Source organism: Klebsiella sp. RHBSTW-00215, from assembly GCF_014103785.1.
In the GTDB taxonomy this organism is placed as follows: Bacteria; Pseudomonadota; Gammaproteobacteria; order Enterobacterales; family Enterobacteriaceae; genus Klebsiella.
Genome location: NZ_JABXQS010000001.1, coordinates 4,304,491 through 4,322,064, shown reverse-complemented (window position 1 = coordinate 4,322,064; position 17,574 = coordinate 4,304,491). Strand labels below are relative to the sequence as shown.

Below are 17,574 nucleotides of genomic sequence, written 5' to 3'. Positions count from 1 at the left end.
CGATGACAGACTCCCTCCCCCACAAACCTGATTATCTGGCGCTGCAGCAAGCCGCAGAGTGGTATGCACAACTGCTTGAGGCCGAACCGCAGGCTGAAATCCATCAACGCTGGCGTGCCTGGCTTGACGCGTGTGAAGAGAATCGCCACGCCTGGCGTTATGTGCAAACCGTCAGCCAGCGTTTCCAACCGCTGAGTGGTGGGCTTGCTTCAGCCGCGGCAGATACCCTGCTGTTACCTTCAACGGTCATGAGGCGCCGCCGGGCCCTAAAACTGAGCGTGCTGTTCGCTTCCGGCACCTTGCTCTCATGGCTAACTTACCGCCACACGCCGCTGCGTGAATCGCTGCTTGCCGTCACCGCTGACTACCACAGCGCCACGGGCGAAATAAAACAGCTGACCCTGCAGGATGGCACGCGCCTGTGGCTGAACACCGCCAGCGCTGTTGATGTGCGCTACGATAGGCAGCGCCGGCAAATTGTCCTGATATCGGGCGACCTGTTAATCGACACCGCTCGCGATACGCGGCCATTTTTTGTCTCAAGTGAACAAGGCCAGATGCAGGCATTGGGTACCCGTTTCAGCGTGGAACAACATGATGGCTCTACTCACCTGGCAGTTTACAGCGGTACCGTTGAAGTTTCTGCGCAGCGTGGACACGTTGTACGCCGGGTCAATGCGGGCCAGCAGCTGGATTTTGATCGCTACGGCAAGGGGGCGTTATCCCCTAATGCACATGTTGACGCTGGTTGGTCGCAAGGCGTATTGCAGGCGAATAACACCCCGCTTGGCGAAATTATTAAGCAGCTGGCTCGCTACCGACACGGCTATCTGGCCTGCGACCCGAATGTTGCCGATCTGCGGGTGATGGGCGCGTTCCCGCTGGCAGACACGGACAAGTCGCTGGCGATGCTGGCACAAATTTTCCCTGTGCGCATCCACCGACGTTTTTCCTGGTGGGTGACGGTGGAAAAGCGTTGACCCCCAATTTTTTGATCTTCCCGGTTCCCTTTTTACCGTTCTCCTTCGATTCACTAGAAAACCTCCTTGTTTTTCACTCTGGGTAGAAGGTAAATCGGTATGTCGCTTACATCATTGATCTCATCATCCGGCGAAAGCCGAACCCCCACCCCGCTAGCGGTTGTCATTCGGTTATTACTCTGTGGTACCCCGCTGCTGATCGCGCCTGATTTTGCACAGGCGACAGTTCAACCATCGCGCGTCTACGCTATTCCTGCCGGGCAGTTGAACCAGCAGCTTAGCCAGTTTGCCGCTCAGTCAGGGGTGTATCTGGCAGGCGACGCCAGTCTGGCGACCGGGAGCGGTACAGCGTTGACGGGGAACTATGGCGTAGAAGAGGGATTTGGCATTTTACTTGTCGGCAGCGGCCTGCAGGCGGTACGACAGTCCAACGGATCCTATGTGTTAGAAAAAATCTCCTCGGACGATGAGATGCTGGTGTTGGCAAGCGTCAATCAGAATGGCGTCACGGAGGGATCAGGATCCTACACCACGCGCAGTATGAATACCGCCACGGCGCTGAACCTGTCGCCACGCGAAACGCCGCAGTCGGTAAGCGTGATGACGCGCCAGCGCATGAACGACCAGAGCATCACCTCGCTGGACGAAGCGATGGGACAAAGTACCGGGGTTAACGTCGTTAATCAGAATGGCTTTCAGGTGAAATACGAATCACGTGGGTTCGTGATGGACAACATCAAGGAGGATGGCGTCAACGCCTCCACCCAAAACAGCGTGATGAACGCTTTTCAGGCATCAAGCGAATCGCCCGATATGGCAATTTATGATCGGGTGGAGATCCTGCGAGGTGCCTCTGGCCTGACCCAAGGGAGCGGCGAACCTGGCGGCACGGTGAATCTGGTGCGTAAAAAACCCACTTATCAATTCCAGGGATATAGCAGTGTCAGTGCAGGCAGTTGGGACAACTACCGCGGCGAAATGGATATTTCAGGGCCGTTAAATGATGATGCTACTCTGCGCGGCCGCGTGGTAGGCGTATATCAGAACAAACAAAGCTTTGTGGATTATATTCATAGCGAACGCAATGTGCTGTACGGCGTGCTGGCCTACGACCTTACCCCCGATACCATTGTGACGGCAGGCATCAACTGGCAGAAGACTCGCTCGGTACCTGACATCTATGGTGTTCCGTTCGCCACCGACAAAAGCAGTCTGAATCTGCCTCGTTCAACCTATCTGGGCGCTAGCTGGAACCGCGTCAGTTTTCAAAAAATCAATCCGTTCGTTGAGCTTGAACATATTTTTGCCAACGACTGGATGTTGAAAAGTGCCCTCAACTACACCCACTCCCGCTCCGACGGCAGGTATATCAGTGCATGGGGCAACAGTACGACAGGGGTCGATCCAGCCGTGGGCACGGGCAGACTCAACAACAATCTGCGCTACGACAACAAAGGCGAACAGTGGGGTTACAACCTGAGCATGAGCGGCCCGTTTGAATGGCTGGGGCGCAGCCACGAACTGGTGTTCGGCGGTGATTACCAGAAAGAAAATTTCGACAACGAGTTTGGCAGGATCGCCAACACCGCTACGGTCGATATCTACAACTGGCAGCCAGAATCCGTGGCTGAACCTGACTGGTCGAATCTCGATCTTTACAACAGCCGCTACAACGATCGTTACAACGTTTATCAGCGCGGACTGTTCGCCACAACACGACTGGAACTGGCGGATGACTGGAAGTTGATCCTCGGTGGTCGATACAGTGCTTACAGCTATGACTACTACTATGACAACCACCGTAATAGCGCCTCCAACGAGCATAGCAGCCTGCACGTGCGCGATAAATTCGTCCCCTACGGCGGCCTGCTGTGGGATTTTGCCACTCACTATACCTGGTATCTCAGCTACGCGGACATCTACAAGCCGCAAAGCGAGCGGGACAGCAGCAATAACATTCTGCCCGCCATCACCGGCGTCAACTATGAAACAGGTGTGAAAGGCGAATTCCTGAATGGCGATCTGAACGCCTCGCTGGCGCTGTTCCGCATCATCCAGTCCAACCGTGCGCTTTCCGAGCCGGACAGCTCTGTCTGTGTCGATGCTGACAGCGGTTGCTACAGTGCTGAGGGAAAGGTGCGCAGTCAGGGCGTCGAGCTGGAAATAGCCGGTAAGCTCACCGAAGGCTGGCAGATTCAGGCAGGCTACACGCTGACCAACAGCAAATACCTCGAGGCCACGGAGAGTCAAAAGGCCGCTGGATTCAGCCCGCGTACGCCGAAGCACATGTTCAAGCTGTACAGCAGCTACACGTTGCCTGGCGAGTTAAACCAGTGGACTATCGGCGCAGGCCTGACGGCGCAGACCGCCACAGCAACCTACATTAACCGGACCTACGGACTGTATCAGGGGGGTTACACTCTGCTGAACGCCAACGTGAGCTACCGCTACAGCGATAACCTGAGCTTTAACCTGGTGGGCAACAACCTGACTGACAAGGTCTACTACCGCAATCTGGTCAACCGCCACCTTGGCGGCAACAACTTTTACGGCGATCCACGCAACTTTATGCTGACGGCAAAATACACGTTTTGATTGCCGGACCTCCCTCTCAATGGAACGCGGCCTGCCACTGGCAGGTCGCTGGCTTGACACGATGCAAACACTTAAACGCTTTTATCACCTGATGTCCCCTTTCTGGTGTGCCCGCAGTGCAGCCCTGCACTGGCTTTTACTATTGACAATCATCGGCCTGACGTTATCGGTGGTAGCCATCAGCGTGTTGTATAACAACTGGAGCAAAGATTTTTATGATGCGTTGGCCGATTATTTCCAGCACGCCTCTATTGCGGCTTTAGCACTGCGCTATACGGGTTATACCATGCTGTTTGTGTTGACTATCGTCTGCGGTAACTGGCTTAAAAAATTGCTGATCATACGTTGCCGCCGTGAAATGACGCAGCGTTTCGAGCAGATGTGGTTGGCAGGCGGCGCCCACTATCGGCTTAGTATGACCAGCGAGCCGGACAATCCGGACCAGCGAATTGCCGAAGACATCAACCTGTTGATTACACAGAGTCTGGAGATGTTGCTTTCGCTGGTAAAAAATATCGCCCGTCTGTTTTCATTCATCGCCATTCTCTGGCAGCTGTCCGGCGTACACACACTGCACCTCAGCGATGGCTACACCATAACCATCCACGGATATCTGGTGTGGACCGCTCTGGGCTATGCTGCGTTGAGCAGCGTACTGGCTCATCTGTTCGGCCGTCATTTGCATGGACTCAACGTGGCACAACAGCACGCTGAAGCGGACTACCGAGCCACTCTGTTGCGCATACGGGAACATGGCGAGCAGATCGCGTTTTACCGCGGGGAAGAGGCTGAGCATGTGCGAATGCAGCAACGTTTTCTGACCATCACAAAAAACTGGCGCCACCTGATGGGCCAGGAGTTCAGGCTGGAGACGTTTACCACTCTCTACTTCCGCTTTAGCCTAATGATCCCGGTATTTGCCGTGTTGCCACTATACCTGACGCGTCTGGTCTCGCTGGGAGCAATCATGCAGGCCCGAGCCGCCTTCGGCTACGTGCTGGACGCCTTTGGTTGGTTTATCGACTCCTATCGCCAGCTGGCGCGATGGTCCGCCACCGTAGAGCGGCTGTGGGAATTCCAGAGCAGCCTGCAGCATTTACCGATATCGCCGGCAATACCCTGCGCAGGCACAGCCCTGAACATCTTCGGGCTGACCGTGCGCCACGCCGACGGTACAGCTTTGTTTTTCCCCTTTACAGCTACGCTCTTACCGGGTGAATGGGCCGTACTTTCAGCACCCAGCGGTAGCGGCAAGACGACGCTACTGCGCGCGTTGGCTGGTCTATGCCCCGCCGCATCGGGACAATGGAGTCTTCCGGCAGGAGGTATGCTGTGCCTGCCGCAAAAAACCTATCTGCCGCAGGAGACGCTACGTCGCGTGTTGAGCTATCCGCTGACGCAAACACCGGATACGCCGCAACTACGACATGTGTTAACCCAAGTTGGCCTGCCATCACTCTGCAGTCGGTTGGATGAGGTATGTGACTGGGGGCGCGTATTGTCGGGCGGCGAGCAACAACGTCTGGCGTTGGCCCGCGCCCTGTTATTGCAGCCTGCGTTGTTGTGTCTGGACGAGGCAACCAGCCATCTGGACGACGCGGCTGCTATTGACCTACTCGGGCTGTTGCAAGAGGCATTACCACAGACGATAGTACTGGCCATCAGCCACCAACCTGCAGTCTTCGAACTCTTTGAGCATCATTGGGTGCTAGAGCCGCGGCACTAGCATCGTAAAGGTTAGGCCAACCATGCACTCACTGCGAACACGGGCATTGCGACCTTGCTTCTTTCCGTTCCGTGCCAGCAGCGGACTTTTCTAATGCCGCTGATGTATTAATCAATGGAGAGTAGGCCATATTTATAATATAAATTGACGGGTACGCTGAATTTTACAGGAACCTCTCCGATGAATATTGCCGCCTCCATTGCCATTTTGAGCGCTTGCCCATTTGTGAGTCTGGCAGCAGTACCGGTGACCTTCTCCGAAACTTCCCTGGATGCCGCTGGACCAAAAGGCCCTTTGAAAGGCACGTTACTTACCCCGAATTCAAAACCAACAGCCGTTGTTCTTATCGTTCCTGGCTCCGGACCGACCGATCAGGATGGAAACAACCCGCTTGGTGTGAATGCATCGCCTTACCGACTTCTTGCTGAAGGCCTGGCTGCCAAAGGCTTTGCGACGCTTCGTATCGACAAACGTGGAATGTTCGCTAGCGCAATGGCCGTAGAGGATGCCAATGCGGTGACGATTGCTGACTATGTTGACGACGTTCGATCCTGGGTAGACGTGCTTAAACGTCACATGCACACTCCCTGTATTTGGGTTTTAGGACACAGCGAAGGGGGCGTAGTCGCACTTGCCTCGGCTCAAGAAGAGGATGTGTGCGGCGTGGTTCTTATCGCAACGCCCGGGAGGCGGATGGGCGAGGTGTTGAGGGGGCAACTTAACGCTAATCCGGAAAACGAAATACTATTAAAGCAGGCACTGCCGATAATTGATGCTCTGGAGCATCGGCGGCGAGTCGATATTACGAATATGCACCCAGCACTACAAAGTCTCTTTAATCCTGCGGTTCAGGGTTTTTTGATCAATGCGTTTTCATATAATCCGGGTCATCTCATTTCGAGGATTTCCAAACCCGTGTTAGTGCTACAAGGGCAACGTGATCTCCAGGTGGAAGAAACGGATGCAAGATTGCTTAAGGCCGCGAATCCTCAAGTGTCCCTGGTTATACTGCCCAATATGAACCATGTTATGAAAGAGGTGGCTTCGGACGATCGCAAGGCGAATATCGCCTCATACGCTGAACCCGCACTCCCCTTAGCTCCCGGTTTAATCGACTCGATTGAGCATTTCCTGAACCACAACTCACCTTTTCCCGAAAAGTAATAGCTGCTCTGCTCTCGGCAAATGAACTCCCTCACATAGGGTCTGCTTCGTGCTGGGAGCGGACATTTCGCGTAGTCAGGAGCAAGAAAAATCATGTTTTTAGGCTACGGAAAAGGCATACGGGGTATGCCGAACTTGAAAGCCTAAACTCTGGTTGTTTTTCTCCAGTCGCCGCCACTAAACCTAATTACAATTCCTGAGCCGTTGGTCTGAAAATAATTTCACTCACACCAACATCTTCTGGTTCATTAATAGCGAAGGCTACCATGCGTGCATAGGTTTCTGCTGGCACGCCGACATTTTCAACGTAATCCTGATTTGCCGCCTTCACGTCTTCATCTGTTATATGCTCCAGCAGTTCTGTTTTAACTGCACCGGGAGAGACTAACGTGACACGGATATTATGTGCCGCCATTTCCTGGCGCAAACCCTCTGTTAAAGCACGGACAGCAAATTTTGTCGCTGAATAGACAGCTGAGCTCTGGAAGACAAGGTGTGCAGCAACAGATGCGGTGTTAATGATATGACCTGTTTTTTGTGATTTCATATAAGGCAGCACCGCAGCAATCCCGTGTAGAACCCCGCGCAGATTGACATCAATCATCTGATTCCATTCATCAACATTTCCCTGTTCAAGGCGGGAAAGTGGCATCAGGCCGGCATTATTGATAAGCACATCAACACGACCGAATTTGTTGACTGTTGTCTCAATAAGGTTGTTTACGTCATCAAGTTTCGTCACATCGGTTGCGACGGCGATTGCTTCTTTATTCTGCTTTTGGAGCTCACTCGCAATAGCCTCTATGCGGTCTATTCTCCGCGCTGCCATCACAACCTTTGCTCCTTTTTCAGCAAGATGACGTGCAGCCGCCTCACCCATACCGCTTGATGCGCCAGTGATTACAATTACTTTTCCTATGATGTTATCTGTCATTTTTACTATTCCTGAATAGGGGAAAGGCTGTTGTCATCACTATCAGACTAAGATTCTTCAGACTTCAGTGACACGTTCCTGAACAGGGATAATCTTAGCAGTGGAGCATTAATTCGATAATGCGCATAAATTTATAGCGATTATGAGTACAGCTCATTAATGTGAGTTAAATACAATGCAAAGTCCGCTTCGCTCAAAGCAGCCCTTAGCCGTTACCACGGACAAGTTTGCGCCAGCAACGCACATCAGCCGACGACCCCGTCCACTCAATATCAAACAACCAGCACAAGCCACCTCACCGCAGCAGGAAAGATGCCCTCTGCATATGCCCTGTTGACTTATTCTGTAAAAAGATTACTTTTCAGGACATGAAAAAAATACTCATCATTGTCCCCGATGGCGGCATGTTGTTTGAATCCGCAGGTATTGCCGACATTCTGATGCAGGCCAACCGTCTGCATCCGGAAGGCGCTACGGACATCTGTTATCAGGTCCAGCTAGCGACAACCCAGCCGCATCAGGTGATCCATGGTCAGTCCGGTTTAAATCTACTGGCCGATCATCGTCTGCATGAGATAGACCCGCGCGAGCCTCTCGATACCATTATTATCACCGGCAGAGGTCAAAACCCGCAGGAAGGGATTGCGGTGGTTGACTGGCTGCGTCTTGCCGCTCCCCATGCTCGCCGCATTGCCTCCATTTGCGGCGGTGCGATGCTGCTGGCGCAAACCGGGCTGCTGGATGGCAGGCGCGCCACCACCCACTGGAAGCTACTGGAAACCCTGCAGGCAGAATATCCTCAGGTGCGCGTCGAAGGCGGTCCGCTCTACATTCAGGACGAACACATCTGGACCTCAGGCGGGGTCAGCTCCGGCTTCGACCTGACGCTAGCGCTGGTTGAAGAGGATTACGGCTTCAGCCTGGCGCGCGACATCGCTCAGGACTTCGTCATGTATCTGCGCCGTCCCGGCGGCCAGCTGCAATTTAGCCGCTACAACCTTCAACAAACCAGCACTCTGGGCCCTATTAACGATCTGCTGGCCTGGTTGCTTGAGAACCTCACCGCCGACCTTAGCGTGGACAAACTGGCGGAAAAAGTCGCCATGAGTCCGCGAAATTTCACCCGCGTATTTACCCGTGAAACCGGCGCATCTCCGGCGCGCTACGTCGCCGAAGCCCGTCTCGCCGCTGCCCGGCAGCGTCTGGAGCAAACCAACGAGACGCTGGAGCGTATCGCCGAACAAACGGGATTTGGCAGCAGCATTAACCTGCGGCGGCTGTTTGAAAAACAGCTCCACCTCACACCGGGTGAATATCGCCAACGCTTTCACTGTCGTAAAATGGCGTAAAGTGATCCTTTTTTGTCATTTACGCCAAACGCTGACCGGCCTACATTAGCTCCAGAGACAACAGATAAGGAGTTGATCATGGTAAAGGTCGGTATTAACGGTTTTGGCCGTATCGGACGTAACGTACTGCGTGCTGCACTGGGTAACCCGGATATTCAGATTGTGGCCATCAACGATCTGACAGACAGTAAAACGCTGGCGCATCTGCTGAAATACGACTCGCTGCTCGGAAAACTCGACGCCGACGTTACCGCCGGTGAGGGGCAACTGGTGGTTGACGGTAAACCCATTACCGTGTTCAGCGAACGCGATCCGGCCAACATCCCGTGGCATGAGCGTGAAGTCGATATCGTCATTGAAGCTACCGGCTTCTTCACAGATCATGACAAAGCGGCGGTGCATATTCACAGCGGTGGCGCAAAGCGCGTGATTATCTCCGCTCCCGGTAAAAACGACGATTTAACCATCGTGATGGGCGTTAACGATGGGCTCTACTCCCCGGATAAACACTTTGTTGTCAGCAACGGGAGCTGTACGACTAACGGCCTGGCACCTGCCGCACAGGTTCTGCACCAGCATTTTGGTATTAAGCATGGTCTGATGAACACCACCCACGCCTACACCAACAGCCAGGCGCTGCACGACCAGCCGGAAAAAGACCTGCGTGGTGCCCGCGCCGCTGCACTGTCGATAGTGCCTTATTCCAGCGGCGCCGCAAAGGCGCTGGGTAAAGTCATCCCTGAGCTGGATGGCCGCTTAACCGGTTATTCGCTGCGCGTACCGGTTCCGGTGGTATCCATTGTCGACCTGACCGTGACGCTTGAGCGGGATGTAACGACAGAAGAGGTCAATAATGCGTTTCGTGAAGCCGCCGCAGCGGGACCACTGAAAGGGATCCTCGGCTATAGTGATGAACCGCTCGTCTCAAGCGACTACCAGGGTGACCCGCGCTCTTCCATTATCGACGGTCTGTCAACGCTGGTGATTGGCGGCAATATGGTCAAAATTCTGGCGTGGTACGACAACGAATGGGGATTCTCAAACCGCCTCGTCGACCTGGCGCTGATGATGGCAAGGCGTGAACGCTAACCCCCTGCTCTCGCACTCAATCTAAAAAGCATAAATGCCTTCTAGGAGCATTTATGCTTTTACGGCAATGTGCGGAATGCAAATATTTTCTGATCAGGTATTCCTGTCGTGCTGGAAAATATTTAGTGCACAAATAACGCGATCAAAATAATGATAGGAATAGGCACACCCAGAAAGAAAAGCAATATTGAACGCATAGGTTCCTCCTTCATAATGAATATTGAAAGCTATAAATCACGCTGACGGCCGCCATAGGTTGCGCAGAGGCTGGCGACAAACGCACCGATTAACAGAGAAATAAATGACCACAGGGTGACATAGCTAGTGGTTTTTCTGGCAGTATCTGCGGCCTGCTGCGCTTTATTTTTTGCCTCTTTCAAATTGGCCTGCGCTTTATCATAAACAGACTGAACACGTTGCTCGGCCTCTTTCTGACTGATGCCAGTATTTTGGGACACTAGCTGTGCAACGTAGGCCAGATCATCGGGGGGAAGCGCGCCAGAATAAATACTGTTAGCAAAAATACCCGTAACCTCTGCTAATTGCGCTGGTGACTCGGCTCTTGGCGGCGCAGGCTGATTCATTGCCATGACGTCATTACCTGATGAATTTGCAGGAAGTCCGCTGTTTTCTGTCGGGGTGGGACCGGTCGCCTTAAAAAGTGAGCGGGTAAAATACTCCATCGATGACTTCGACAGCACAGAGGATTCGTCTCCCGCATTATTCATGGCGGTTGCCGTCGCGCCCCCAGCAACGGAGCCCACCACTTTTGCGCTACCGCCGATGAGGGAACTGATGGTTGTGGTCAAAAGGACTGCGGATACAAGCAATGCAACGGCCCACGTCAAAAAACCATGCGCAGTATCGCGAAAATAAACTTCATTGGTATGAGTATCAACCCATTTCGTACGAAGGCGTCCGGCCAGGTATCCCCCCATTCCTGATGCCACGATTTGTGTAAATGTCAGCCATGCGATAGCGGCAATGCCTACGGTACCCGCCGCAAGGCCGTGATTTTCCCAAGGGGAAATGGAGGTAAGGCCTAATCCAGCGCCAAGCATAAGCAACATCAGCGCCAACGAAGCCGCTGCAGCTGCGCCTGCAAATATTGCCCCCCATGATACCGCGCTTGCGCTGTTTACAGCGGCGGCAGGCAAGTGCCTGGCGGGTTCCTGATTGCCTAAATGGGTAGATTCGTAGATATTCGTCATTTACGTTGTCCTTTAAAATAACTCTTTAGTCCCGAAGCCGTATTGCACAAACGTCCACAGCAGAAGTTTACCTGCCAGATCTATGGCAACATCGAATTGGGTAATAAACGAAGCAGCTATCACTACCGCTTGAATTGCGGGCGAATCGATATAAAGCCAACCATCTAAATTAATACGAATTAACGATGCATGAATTTAATCAACAATTTGATATTAGTAGAAGATATTATTTTAACCATTTTTTATCGCCCAAAATATCACATTGCAAGTGTAACTAACTGTAAATAATGAGAATATATTTGAAGGTGAATTTTCCGCGATAATGTCCATTATAGGCAAACACTCTTAACCTCTCTGGAATTATCTTATTTTTGTGGCAGTCATCCTCTGAATACTTGCATTTATTAAAAATGGCGTATATTTCTATTTGTATTATTGATTATTTAATACGCCAGATTTAAACGTAATAAATTGCCTTACTGCAGCCAGGTTTACCTATCAACCTGGCCACAAGAGCCGCGCGGGGAATGTTCGCTTCTCGCCCATTGCCCAGCCGGCCTTATCATCGTTACCGTGGCCATACCTGCGGAAATTCATCGGCGACCAGCGGCTCGCCGTCGCGCAGCTTAAGGCCTGGAAACGGCGGCGATGTCACCCCGCCACGATCGGCGAAAGTGGCATCGTCCCCCACCCACCGAGCGGAAAAAACCCGGCGCGAACGCGCGGTTGAATTCCCCTTTGCCCCATGCAGCGTACGAAAATGAAACGCCACCGCATCGCCCGGCTCCAGCGCCCAGCTCACAATGTCATAATCCTCCTCATGGGCATCAATATCCGGCAGCTCTTTAAAGCGCGTGTGTGCGTAGAGCTTTGAACCGTTAAACCGCGTTGGGCTGAATTCGTCATCCCACAGATGTGAACCACGAATGCAGCGCAGTGAAATCTCCTCCGCCACCGGATCCAGTGGGATCCATAAGCTCACGTTCTGCCGCCCTTCCACGCAGTAATAGGGCTGATCGTGATGCCATGGCGTAACGGTACTGCCGCCAGGCTGTTTCACTAGCGTGTGTTCGTGGAAAAACTTCGCCGTCTGCGAGCCCATCAGCGCCGCGGCGATTTCCGCCGCCGGAGACTGAAACACAAAATCCGTAAATTCCGGGATCCGCGCCCAGTTGCAGTAGTCCTGAAAAAACGGCGCGGAACCGTCCTTTGGGATCACCGTTCGCGCATGACCATACTCGCTGGGATTTGCCATCAGCGCGGCGACGCCGCCCGACAAGCTCTCGATCCACGGCGTAAATACGCCCTTGAGTAGCACCACGCCATCCGCCTGCCAGCGGTCGATGGTCTGTTGATCAATACGCGGGGAGTGCTGGTTTTGCATAGTCGCCATCCTGTGTTGATAGATCAGGTGAGAGAATCGGGGGTATCGGCGCGCATCCACGCGCAAAGGTTTTTCAACATCGCCATACAGCGTTCCGTCTGGGAGATGCTGATATACTCGTCCGCCTTATGGCCCTGCTCCATGCTGCCCGGCCCGCAAATGAGCGTCGCAATGCCCGCCTCATCAAACAGGCCGCCTTCGGTACCGTAGGCAACCGTTGTGAAACTGTCGTTGCCGCACCACTGCGCCAGCCAGCGGGCAAAGTCCGACTGCGGGTCGCTCAACAGTCCCGGATAGTGGCTCAGCGGCTGGAAACGGATATCGCAACTCTGCGCCACCTTGCTCATTGTCGGGAGAAGCTGCTCGCAGGCATAATCGCCCAGAGCGTCTGTCACCGACTGTGGTCGGGTGCCGGGCAAATAGCGGATTTCAAAATCGAACCAACAGGATTGCGGGACGATATTCAGCGCCGCGCCGCCGTGGAGGGTTCCCACCTGCAGCGTGCCCGATGGCGGGGAAAACCGGCTGTCCTGTTGCTGCGCGAAGTTTTCACCCAGCGTATCCAGGCGGTTAATCAGCTTCGCCGCATAGCTGATCGCATTAACCCCTTGCGGAGCATAAGCTGAGTGACAGGCGTGCCCCTCCACGCAGCAGCGCATGGCGAGTTTGCCTTTGTGCCCATAGACCGGACGCATTTCTGTCGGCTCGCCGATAATGCACAGCGCCGGTTTCTCAGCCGACGCGCGGAGAAAATCTACCAGGCTGCGCACGCCCAGACAGCCGACCTCTTCATCATAAGAAAGCGCCAGATGCAGCGGCATTCGCAGCGGCGCGGCAAGAAACGCCTCCAGCGATGCCAGAACGCAGCCGATAAACCCTTTCATATCCGCGCTGCCGCGACCGTAATAGCGCTCGTCGCGTTCGGTCAGCGCAAACGGCGGCACCGTCCACGCCTGGCCATCCACCGGCACCACGTCGGTATGGCCGGAGAGCATCACGCCGCCGGGACCCGACGGGCCGATTCGGGCATACAAGTTCGCTTTGCGTCCTTCGTCATCATAAAACAGCTGTGATGTTATGCCGCGCGCGTGCAAAAAGTCGGCGACCCAGGTAATCAGTGCCAGATTCGACTCGCGGCTGGTGGTATCAAACGCCAGCAGCTCTCCGAGAATCTCCTGCAGGCGGTTACTCATCGCCCGGCACCCCGTAGGTCGGCGCTTCACGCGGGTCCAGCGCGCGGGTAATGTACGCTTCCATTTGCGGCTCATAGGCCAGCCACAAAGCTTCCAGCGCCGCCACCGGGTTCTCTTCCGCCCAGTCCACGCGTAAATCAACGACTGGCCAGGCGTAATCTTCCACCACTTTCAGCGCCGCCGAGTGCTCCGGCCCCGCTTCGCCGCCCGCATCAATTCCCGCCTGCAGAGCCGTAATCAAACGGCTGGCCAGTTCACCGGTAGCACCTTCGAACGCCGCCGTCATAGCGATAATGACCTGCGGGTTGGCGAGCATATTTCCCGCCGCTACGCAGTTCTCGCCCTGCGCCACCTGCCAGATACCCAGCGTATGCTCGCCGCTGAAAACGGCGCTTTCGCCGCTGGCGTCGATCACCACCACCTGGCGATAATCACTAAACCGGTCTTCGCCCAGCGCCTGCTTCAGGGCCTGCTCCGGGGGGAGCCCCGCTTCCAGTCCGGCAAGGATCTGCGGCCCAAGCGCGGGCAGCGTAATATTCTGGCTGGATACCGCGCCAACGCCAGGTAGCAGCCATGGGCAGCGAGCGCCGACGGCAATGCTCGACGAGCTAATCGCGATCCCTAGCTGACCTGACTCCGGGCACAAGGCGGAAATAGAAATGGTCATAACGCCCCCTGTTCATTCCAGTCATCAGGTATCACCGCCGTGACATCAATTTCCATCAGCCACTGCGGCTGCGCGAGAGCTGACACCACCACGCCGGTCGAAATCGGAAACACGCCTTTCAGCCATTTACCCACTTCCTGATACACCGGCTCGCGATAGCGCGGGTCAATAAGGTAGGTCGTCGTTTTGACGATATGCGTCAGATCGCTTCCGGCCTCTTCCAGCAGTTGCTTAACGTTTTTCATCGCCTGCTCCGCCTGAGCGCGCGGGTCGCCAAGACCTATCAGGTTGCCGTCAAAATCGGTTCCGACCTGGCCGCGAACGTAAACGGTATTGCCTGCGCGTACCGCCTGGCACAGATCGTTGTTGAGCGTCTGATTCGGGTAGGTCTCTTTGGTGTTAAACATCCGAATGCGGGTATGTGTTGGCATATTTTGCGTCCTCAAATCAGGCGTTAGCAGGAGGGTTGGTAGTGTTGATACTGGCGCTGAATGGCAATCTGATCGGCGATATATTTCGCATCGTGCCAGACGCCCCAGATAAAGGTTGAGCCACGACGAGAAAGCCAGGGTAAGCCAAGGAAATAGACGCCCGGTTCGCTGGAGACACCGCGATGATGCTGCGGGCGCTGCTGTTCATTGAAGGCGCTCACCTTCAGCCAACGGTAATCTGTGGTATATCCGGTGGCCCAAATAATGCTGCACACGCCCGCTTTTTGCAGGTCGAGTTCAGCGAGCGGTTGGGTCAGGCAATCAGGGTCGGGTAGGAAGAAGCGTGCCTCCGGCTCTTCTGGCAGCGTCAATCCGTTGCGGGCGATATAGTCATCGGCGGCATCAAGCAGCGCCAGATAGGAGGCGTCACCAAGGCGAATATTGTCCGCCAGATCGTCGCGGAAGAAGGCTTTCCCCTCGGTAAAGGATTGGGTTTGGCCAACCAGGGTAATGCCCTGGTGCGCTAGCTGGCGGAAATCGACGGTATTTCCGCCCCGCGCGCCGCTGACGGCAATCGTCACGTGCTCTTTTCCTGGCTGGTTGGCTGGCGCATCCCACAGCCCTAATACTCCCAGCCACCAGCAAAAATCACGCTGACGGTAGCGGCGCGGCGGGCGATCGTGTGCGCCGACGGACAACCACACCGCGCGCCCTGCCCGGCGTAACTCATCAGCGATTTGCACGCCGGAAGAGCCTGCGCCAACCACCAGTACGCCGCCTTCCGGGAGCTGCTGCGGATTGTAATATTGTGCAGAATGAGTTTGATGAACTGCGCTATCCTGCGGCGCGATAGGCGGGATCGTCGGGAGCTGGAATGGCCCGGTGGCGGCGACGATGCGCTGAGCCTCGATGATTCCCTGCGATGTCTCGACGCGAAAGCCCGGACGCCCGTCTAAACGTTCAGCGCTGAACACCTCAACGCCGGTGCGTATCGGGGCATTAAACGTTTTAGCATAAGCGGCGAAGTAGTCGGCGATCTGCTCTTTGGCGACAAAACTGTCGGCATCGCAGCCAGGAAACGTCATGCCGGGAAACCGATCGTGCCAGGCGGGTCCGTTGGCGACCAGCGAATCCCAGCGGCCGCTGCGCCAGGCCTCAGCGATGCGTTTTTTTTCCAGTACCAGATGGGGGACGCCGTGATGGGTCAGATGCTCGCTCATCGCGACGCCTGCCTGTCCCGCGCCAACCACTAGGGTATCGATTTCTGTAATCTGCTCTGTCATTTCTGTGTCCTTCAAGCACGGTTGTCCGGCTATTTGCCGGAATTGACAGAACTCAGGTTAAGTAAGTGTGATGAAATGGTAAAATATTATAAAACGTTCCTCTGAATAGAAATTTACGAGGCTATATAAACAATAAAAAATAATGCATCCTGTTAGCCAAATAAAATAATCAGTCCTGATGCGGCGTTAACTCAATGCTGCGACAATAATCCATAAAGAGCTGCGTCGGGCGCGTGGGTTCATTATTTGTCAGATGCGCCATAATTAATGTGGATGCCGGCATTTCATCGGCAATATCTAGCTGCACCAGTTTTTCACCATCATAGGTCATATCGCAAAGCGGGCGGGTAACCAGTACCGAAAAGCCTAATCCCTGCCCGACCATGCAGCGCACCATTTCAATAGATGGCGAACTGTAGGCAACTTCCGGGTGATAACCTTTCTCTTTAAATATCGAGACAAAATAGTTTTTGCTGGGAACCGCATCGAGCAAAATCATCGGTTCCCGGCTTAACTCCTGAAGCGTGACGCATTTTTTCTGCGCCAGCGGATGAGAGGCAGGCAACAAAGCATAAGGTTTATGCGGCGCATTCAGCAGCTCTTTATGAATGGAGTGCCCTAATCCCAGATCGTAGACCAGCGCCAGATCGAATCGCCCACGGTGCAGGCCATGCATCAGTTCGTGCTGTTCGCCATCGTAGAGCTGGAGGGTGATTTCGGGATACATTTTTTTAAACCCGGCTACCAATTTTGGCATATACAACGGCGCAACGGATTCAAAGCAACCCACAGAAATAGTCCCGGAAACCAGCTCTTTATCCGCCCGCGAATTCTGTTCAAACTCATACGACAGCCGCAGTAGCTCTTTAGCTTTATCGTAGAAACGCCGTCCGCCAGAGGTCAGGGAAACACCCTGCGCATGATGGCGGATAAACAACTGCTGGTCGAAAGTGCTTTCAAGGTTTTTAATCGCAATCGAGATTGATGGCTGAGCAATGTGCAGCTGGCGGGAGGCCTCGGCAATACTCTCCGTTTCCACCACCGTCACGAAATACTTTAGCTGTTTAAGGGTAAATCGGTTCATAGCGTCACCATTGATAAAATATTGTCTTACTGCAATCAGGCTTAGTTTTCCGATATGCAACCTGCAAGCCTCGTGCCATACCGATTTTGATTAAAATATTGATTGGCCAGTCGCTAACTCTATTTCTTCGCTTCTTATTCCTTGAGTGATATTTACCCGATTGCACCATAAAGTCTCGCTCTGCACCTTATTGGCTCACGACACGCCCCACTATTGCGCAAATTTTCATTTCATGGGAAATTCGGGTTAAAAACAACAGTGATTGTTTTTAAGTTGTTTCAATACTGTTTCTCATTAATTGCGTTGAATTACTTAAGGTTAATATTGCTGTATAGTTTTTTTAAACTTAAAGGCCAAAAATTTACTAATTGCCTCCAGTGGAATACTGCCAGCATAGTGTCATTGCAATATGAACGCTGGCGATTCCCCATTTTAGAACATTGGAGTCGCCTTAATTTCCGTTAATGATGGCGAGTGAAATAGC

At 53.8% G+C, this 17,574-nt stretch carries 14 protein-coding genes; 6 read left to right on the top strand and 8 right to left on the bottom strand.

Translation table 11 applies throughout. The features are described 5' to 3' along the window. The first annotated feature begins 2 nt into the window (after window positions 1-2). The 4 genes from HV127_RS20465 (at window position 3) to HV127_RS20450 (ending at window position 6,465) form a co-directional block, all read left to right on the top strand. Entirely contained in the window at window positions 3-980 is a 978-nt protein-coding gene (locus HV127_RS20465; protein WP_182238304.1) for a FecR domain-containing protein, read from the top strand. A gap of 99 nt (window positions 981-1,079) precedes the next feature. After that, a complete protein-coding gene (locus HV127_RS20460) occupies window positions 1,080-3,575 on the top strand; it encodes a TonB-dependent receptor (RefSeq protein WP_182238302.1) in 2,496 nt (831 codons plus the stop codon). Window positions 3,576-3,636: 61 nt separating this feature from the next. Continuing rightward, the gene (locus HV127_RS20455; protein ID WP_182238300.1) at window positions 3,637-5,301 is read left to right on the top strand and encodes an SbmA/BacA-like family transporter; all 1,665 of its coding nucleotides are present in this window, start codon (window positions 3,637-3,639) and stop codon (window positions 5,299-5,301) included. A gap of 180 nt (window positions 5,302-5,481) precedes the next feature. Continuing rightward, on the top strand, window positions 5,482-6,465 hold the full coding sequence (locus tag HV127_RS20450; RefSeq protein ID WP_182238298.1) for an alpha/beta fold hydrolase: 984 nt from the start codon (window positions 5,482-5,484) through the stop codon (window positions 6,463-6,465). Window positions 6,466-6,652: 187 nt separating this feature from the next. On the opposite strand, the gene HV127_RS20445 is transcribed toward HV127_RS20450, so the two are convergent. Next, window positions 6,653-7,399: an SDR family oxidoreductase gene (locus HV127_RS20445; protein WP_182238296.1), complete on the bottom strand. Its 747-nt coding sequence runs from the start codon at window positions 7,397-7,399 to the stop codon at window positions 6,653-6,655. Between the two features lie 368 nt (window positions 7,400-7,767). Here HV127_RS20445 and HV127_RS20440 point away from each other — a divergent pair, with 368 nt between their 5' ends. Further along, window positions 7,768-8,748 carry a helix-turn-helix domain-containing protein gene (locus HV127_RS20440; protein ID WP_182238294.1) on the top strand — a complete coding sequence of 327 codons (981 nt, stop codon included), beginning with the start codon at window positions 7,768-7,770 and terminating at the stop codon, window positions 8,746-8,748. Window positions 8,749-8,826: 78 nt separating this feature from the next. Further along, the gene (gene gap, locus HV127_RS20435) at window positions 8,827-9,837 is read left to right on the top strand and encodes a type I glyceraldehyde-3-phosphate dehydrogenase (RefSeq protein ID WP_182238292.1); all 1,011 of its coding nucleotides are present in this window, start codon (window positions 8,827-8,829) and stop codon (window positions 9,835-9,837) included. A gap of 227 nt (window positions 9,838-10,064) precedes the next feature. On the opposite strand, the gene HV127_RS20430 is transcribed toward gap, so the two are convergent. The 7 genes from HV127_RS20430 to HV127_RS20400 all read right to left on the bottom strand — a co-directional run bounded on the left by HV127_RS20430 (window position 10,065) and on the right by HV127_RS20400 (window position 17,090). Beyond that, entirely contained in the window at window positions 10,065-11,048 is a 984-nt protein-coding gene (locus HV127_RS20430) for a hypothetical protein (protein ID WP_182238290.1), read from the bottom strand. Between the two features lie 568 nt (window positions 11,049-11,616). Continuing rightward, the gene (locus HV127_RS20425; RefSeq protein ID WP_182238288.1) at window positions 11,617-12,432 is read right to left on the bottom strand and encodes a phytanoyl-CoA dioxygenase family protein; all 816 of its coding nucleotides are present in this window, start codon (window positions 12,430-12,432) and stop codon (window positions 11,617-11,619) included. A 23-nt stretch (window positions 12,433-12,455) separates the two neighbouring features. Continuing rightward, window positions 12,456-13,625, bottom strand: coding sequence for an acetylornithine deacetylase (gene argE / locus HV127_RS20420; protein WP_182238286.1), 1,170 nt, complete (start codon window positions 13,623-13,625; stop codon window positions 12,456-12,458). Beyond that, the gene (locus HV127_RS20415) at window positions 13,618-14,292 is read right to left on the bottom strand and encodes a DUF1028 domain-containing protein (RefSeq protein ID WP_182238284.1); all 675 of its coding nucleotides are present in this window, start codon (window positions 14,290-14,292) and stop codon (window positions 13,618-13,620) included. The genes argE and HV127_RS20415 overlap by 8 nt, the downstream gene beginning before the upstream one ends. After that, on the bottom strand, window positions 14,289-14,723 hold the full coding sequence (locus HV127_RS20410; protein WP_139538064.1) for a RidA family protein: 435 nt from the start codon (window positions 14,721-14,723) through the stop codon (window positions 14,289-14,291). Before HV127_RS20410 ends, HV127_RS20415 begins: the two co-directional genes overlap by 4 nt. 23 nt (window positions 14,724-14,746) lie before the next feature. Further along, complete coding sequence (locus tag HV127_RS20405; protein WP_182238282.1) at window positions 14,747-16,006, bottom strand: NAD(P)/FAD-dependent oxidoreductase; 1,260 nt, start codon at window positions 16,004-16,006, stop codon at window positions 14,747-14,749. Between the two features lie 169 nt (window positions 16,007-16,175). Then, entirely contained in the window at window positions 16,176-17,090 is a 915-nt protein-coding gene (locus HV127_RS20400; RefSeq protein WP_182238279.1) for a LysR substrate-binding domain-containing protein, read from the bottom strand. Window positions 17,091-17,574: the final 484 nt, after the last annotated feature.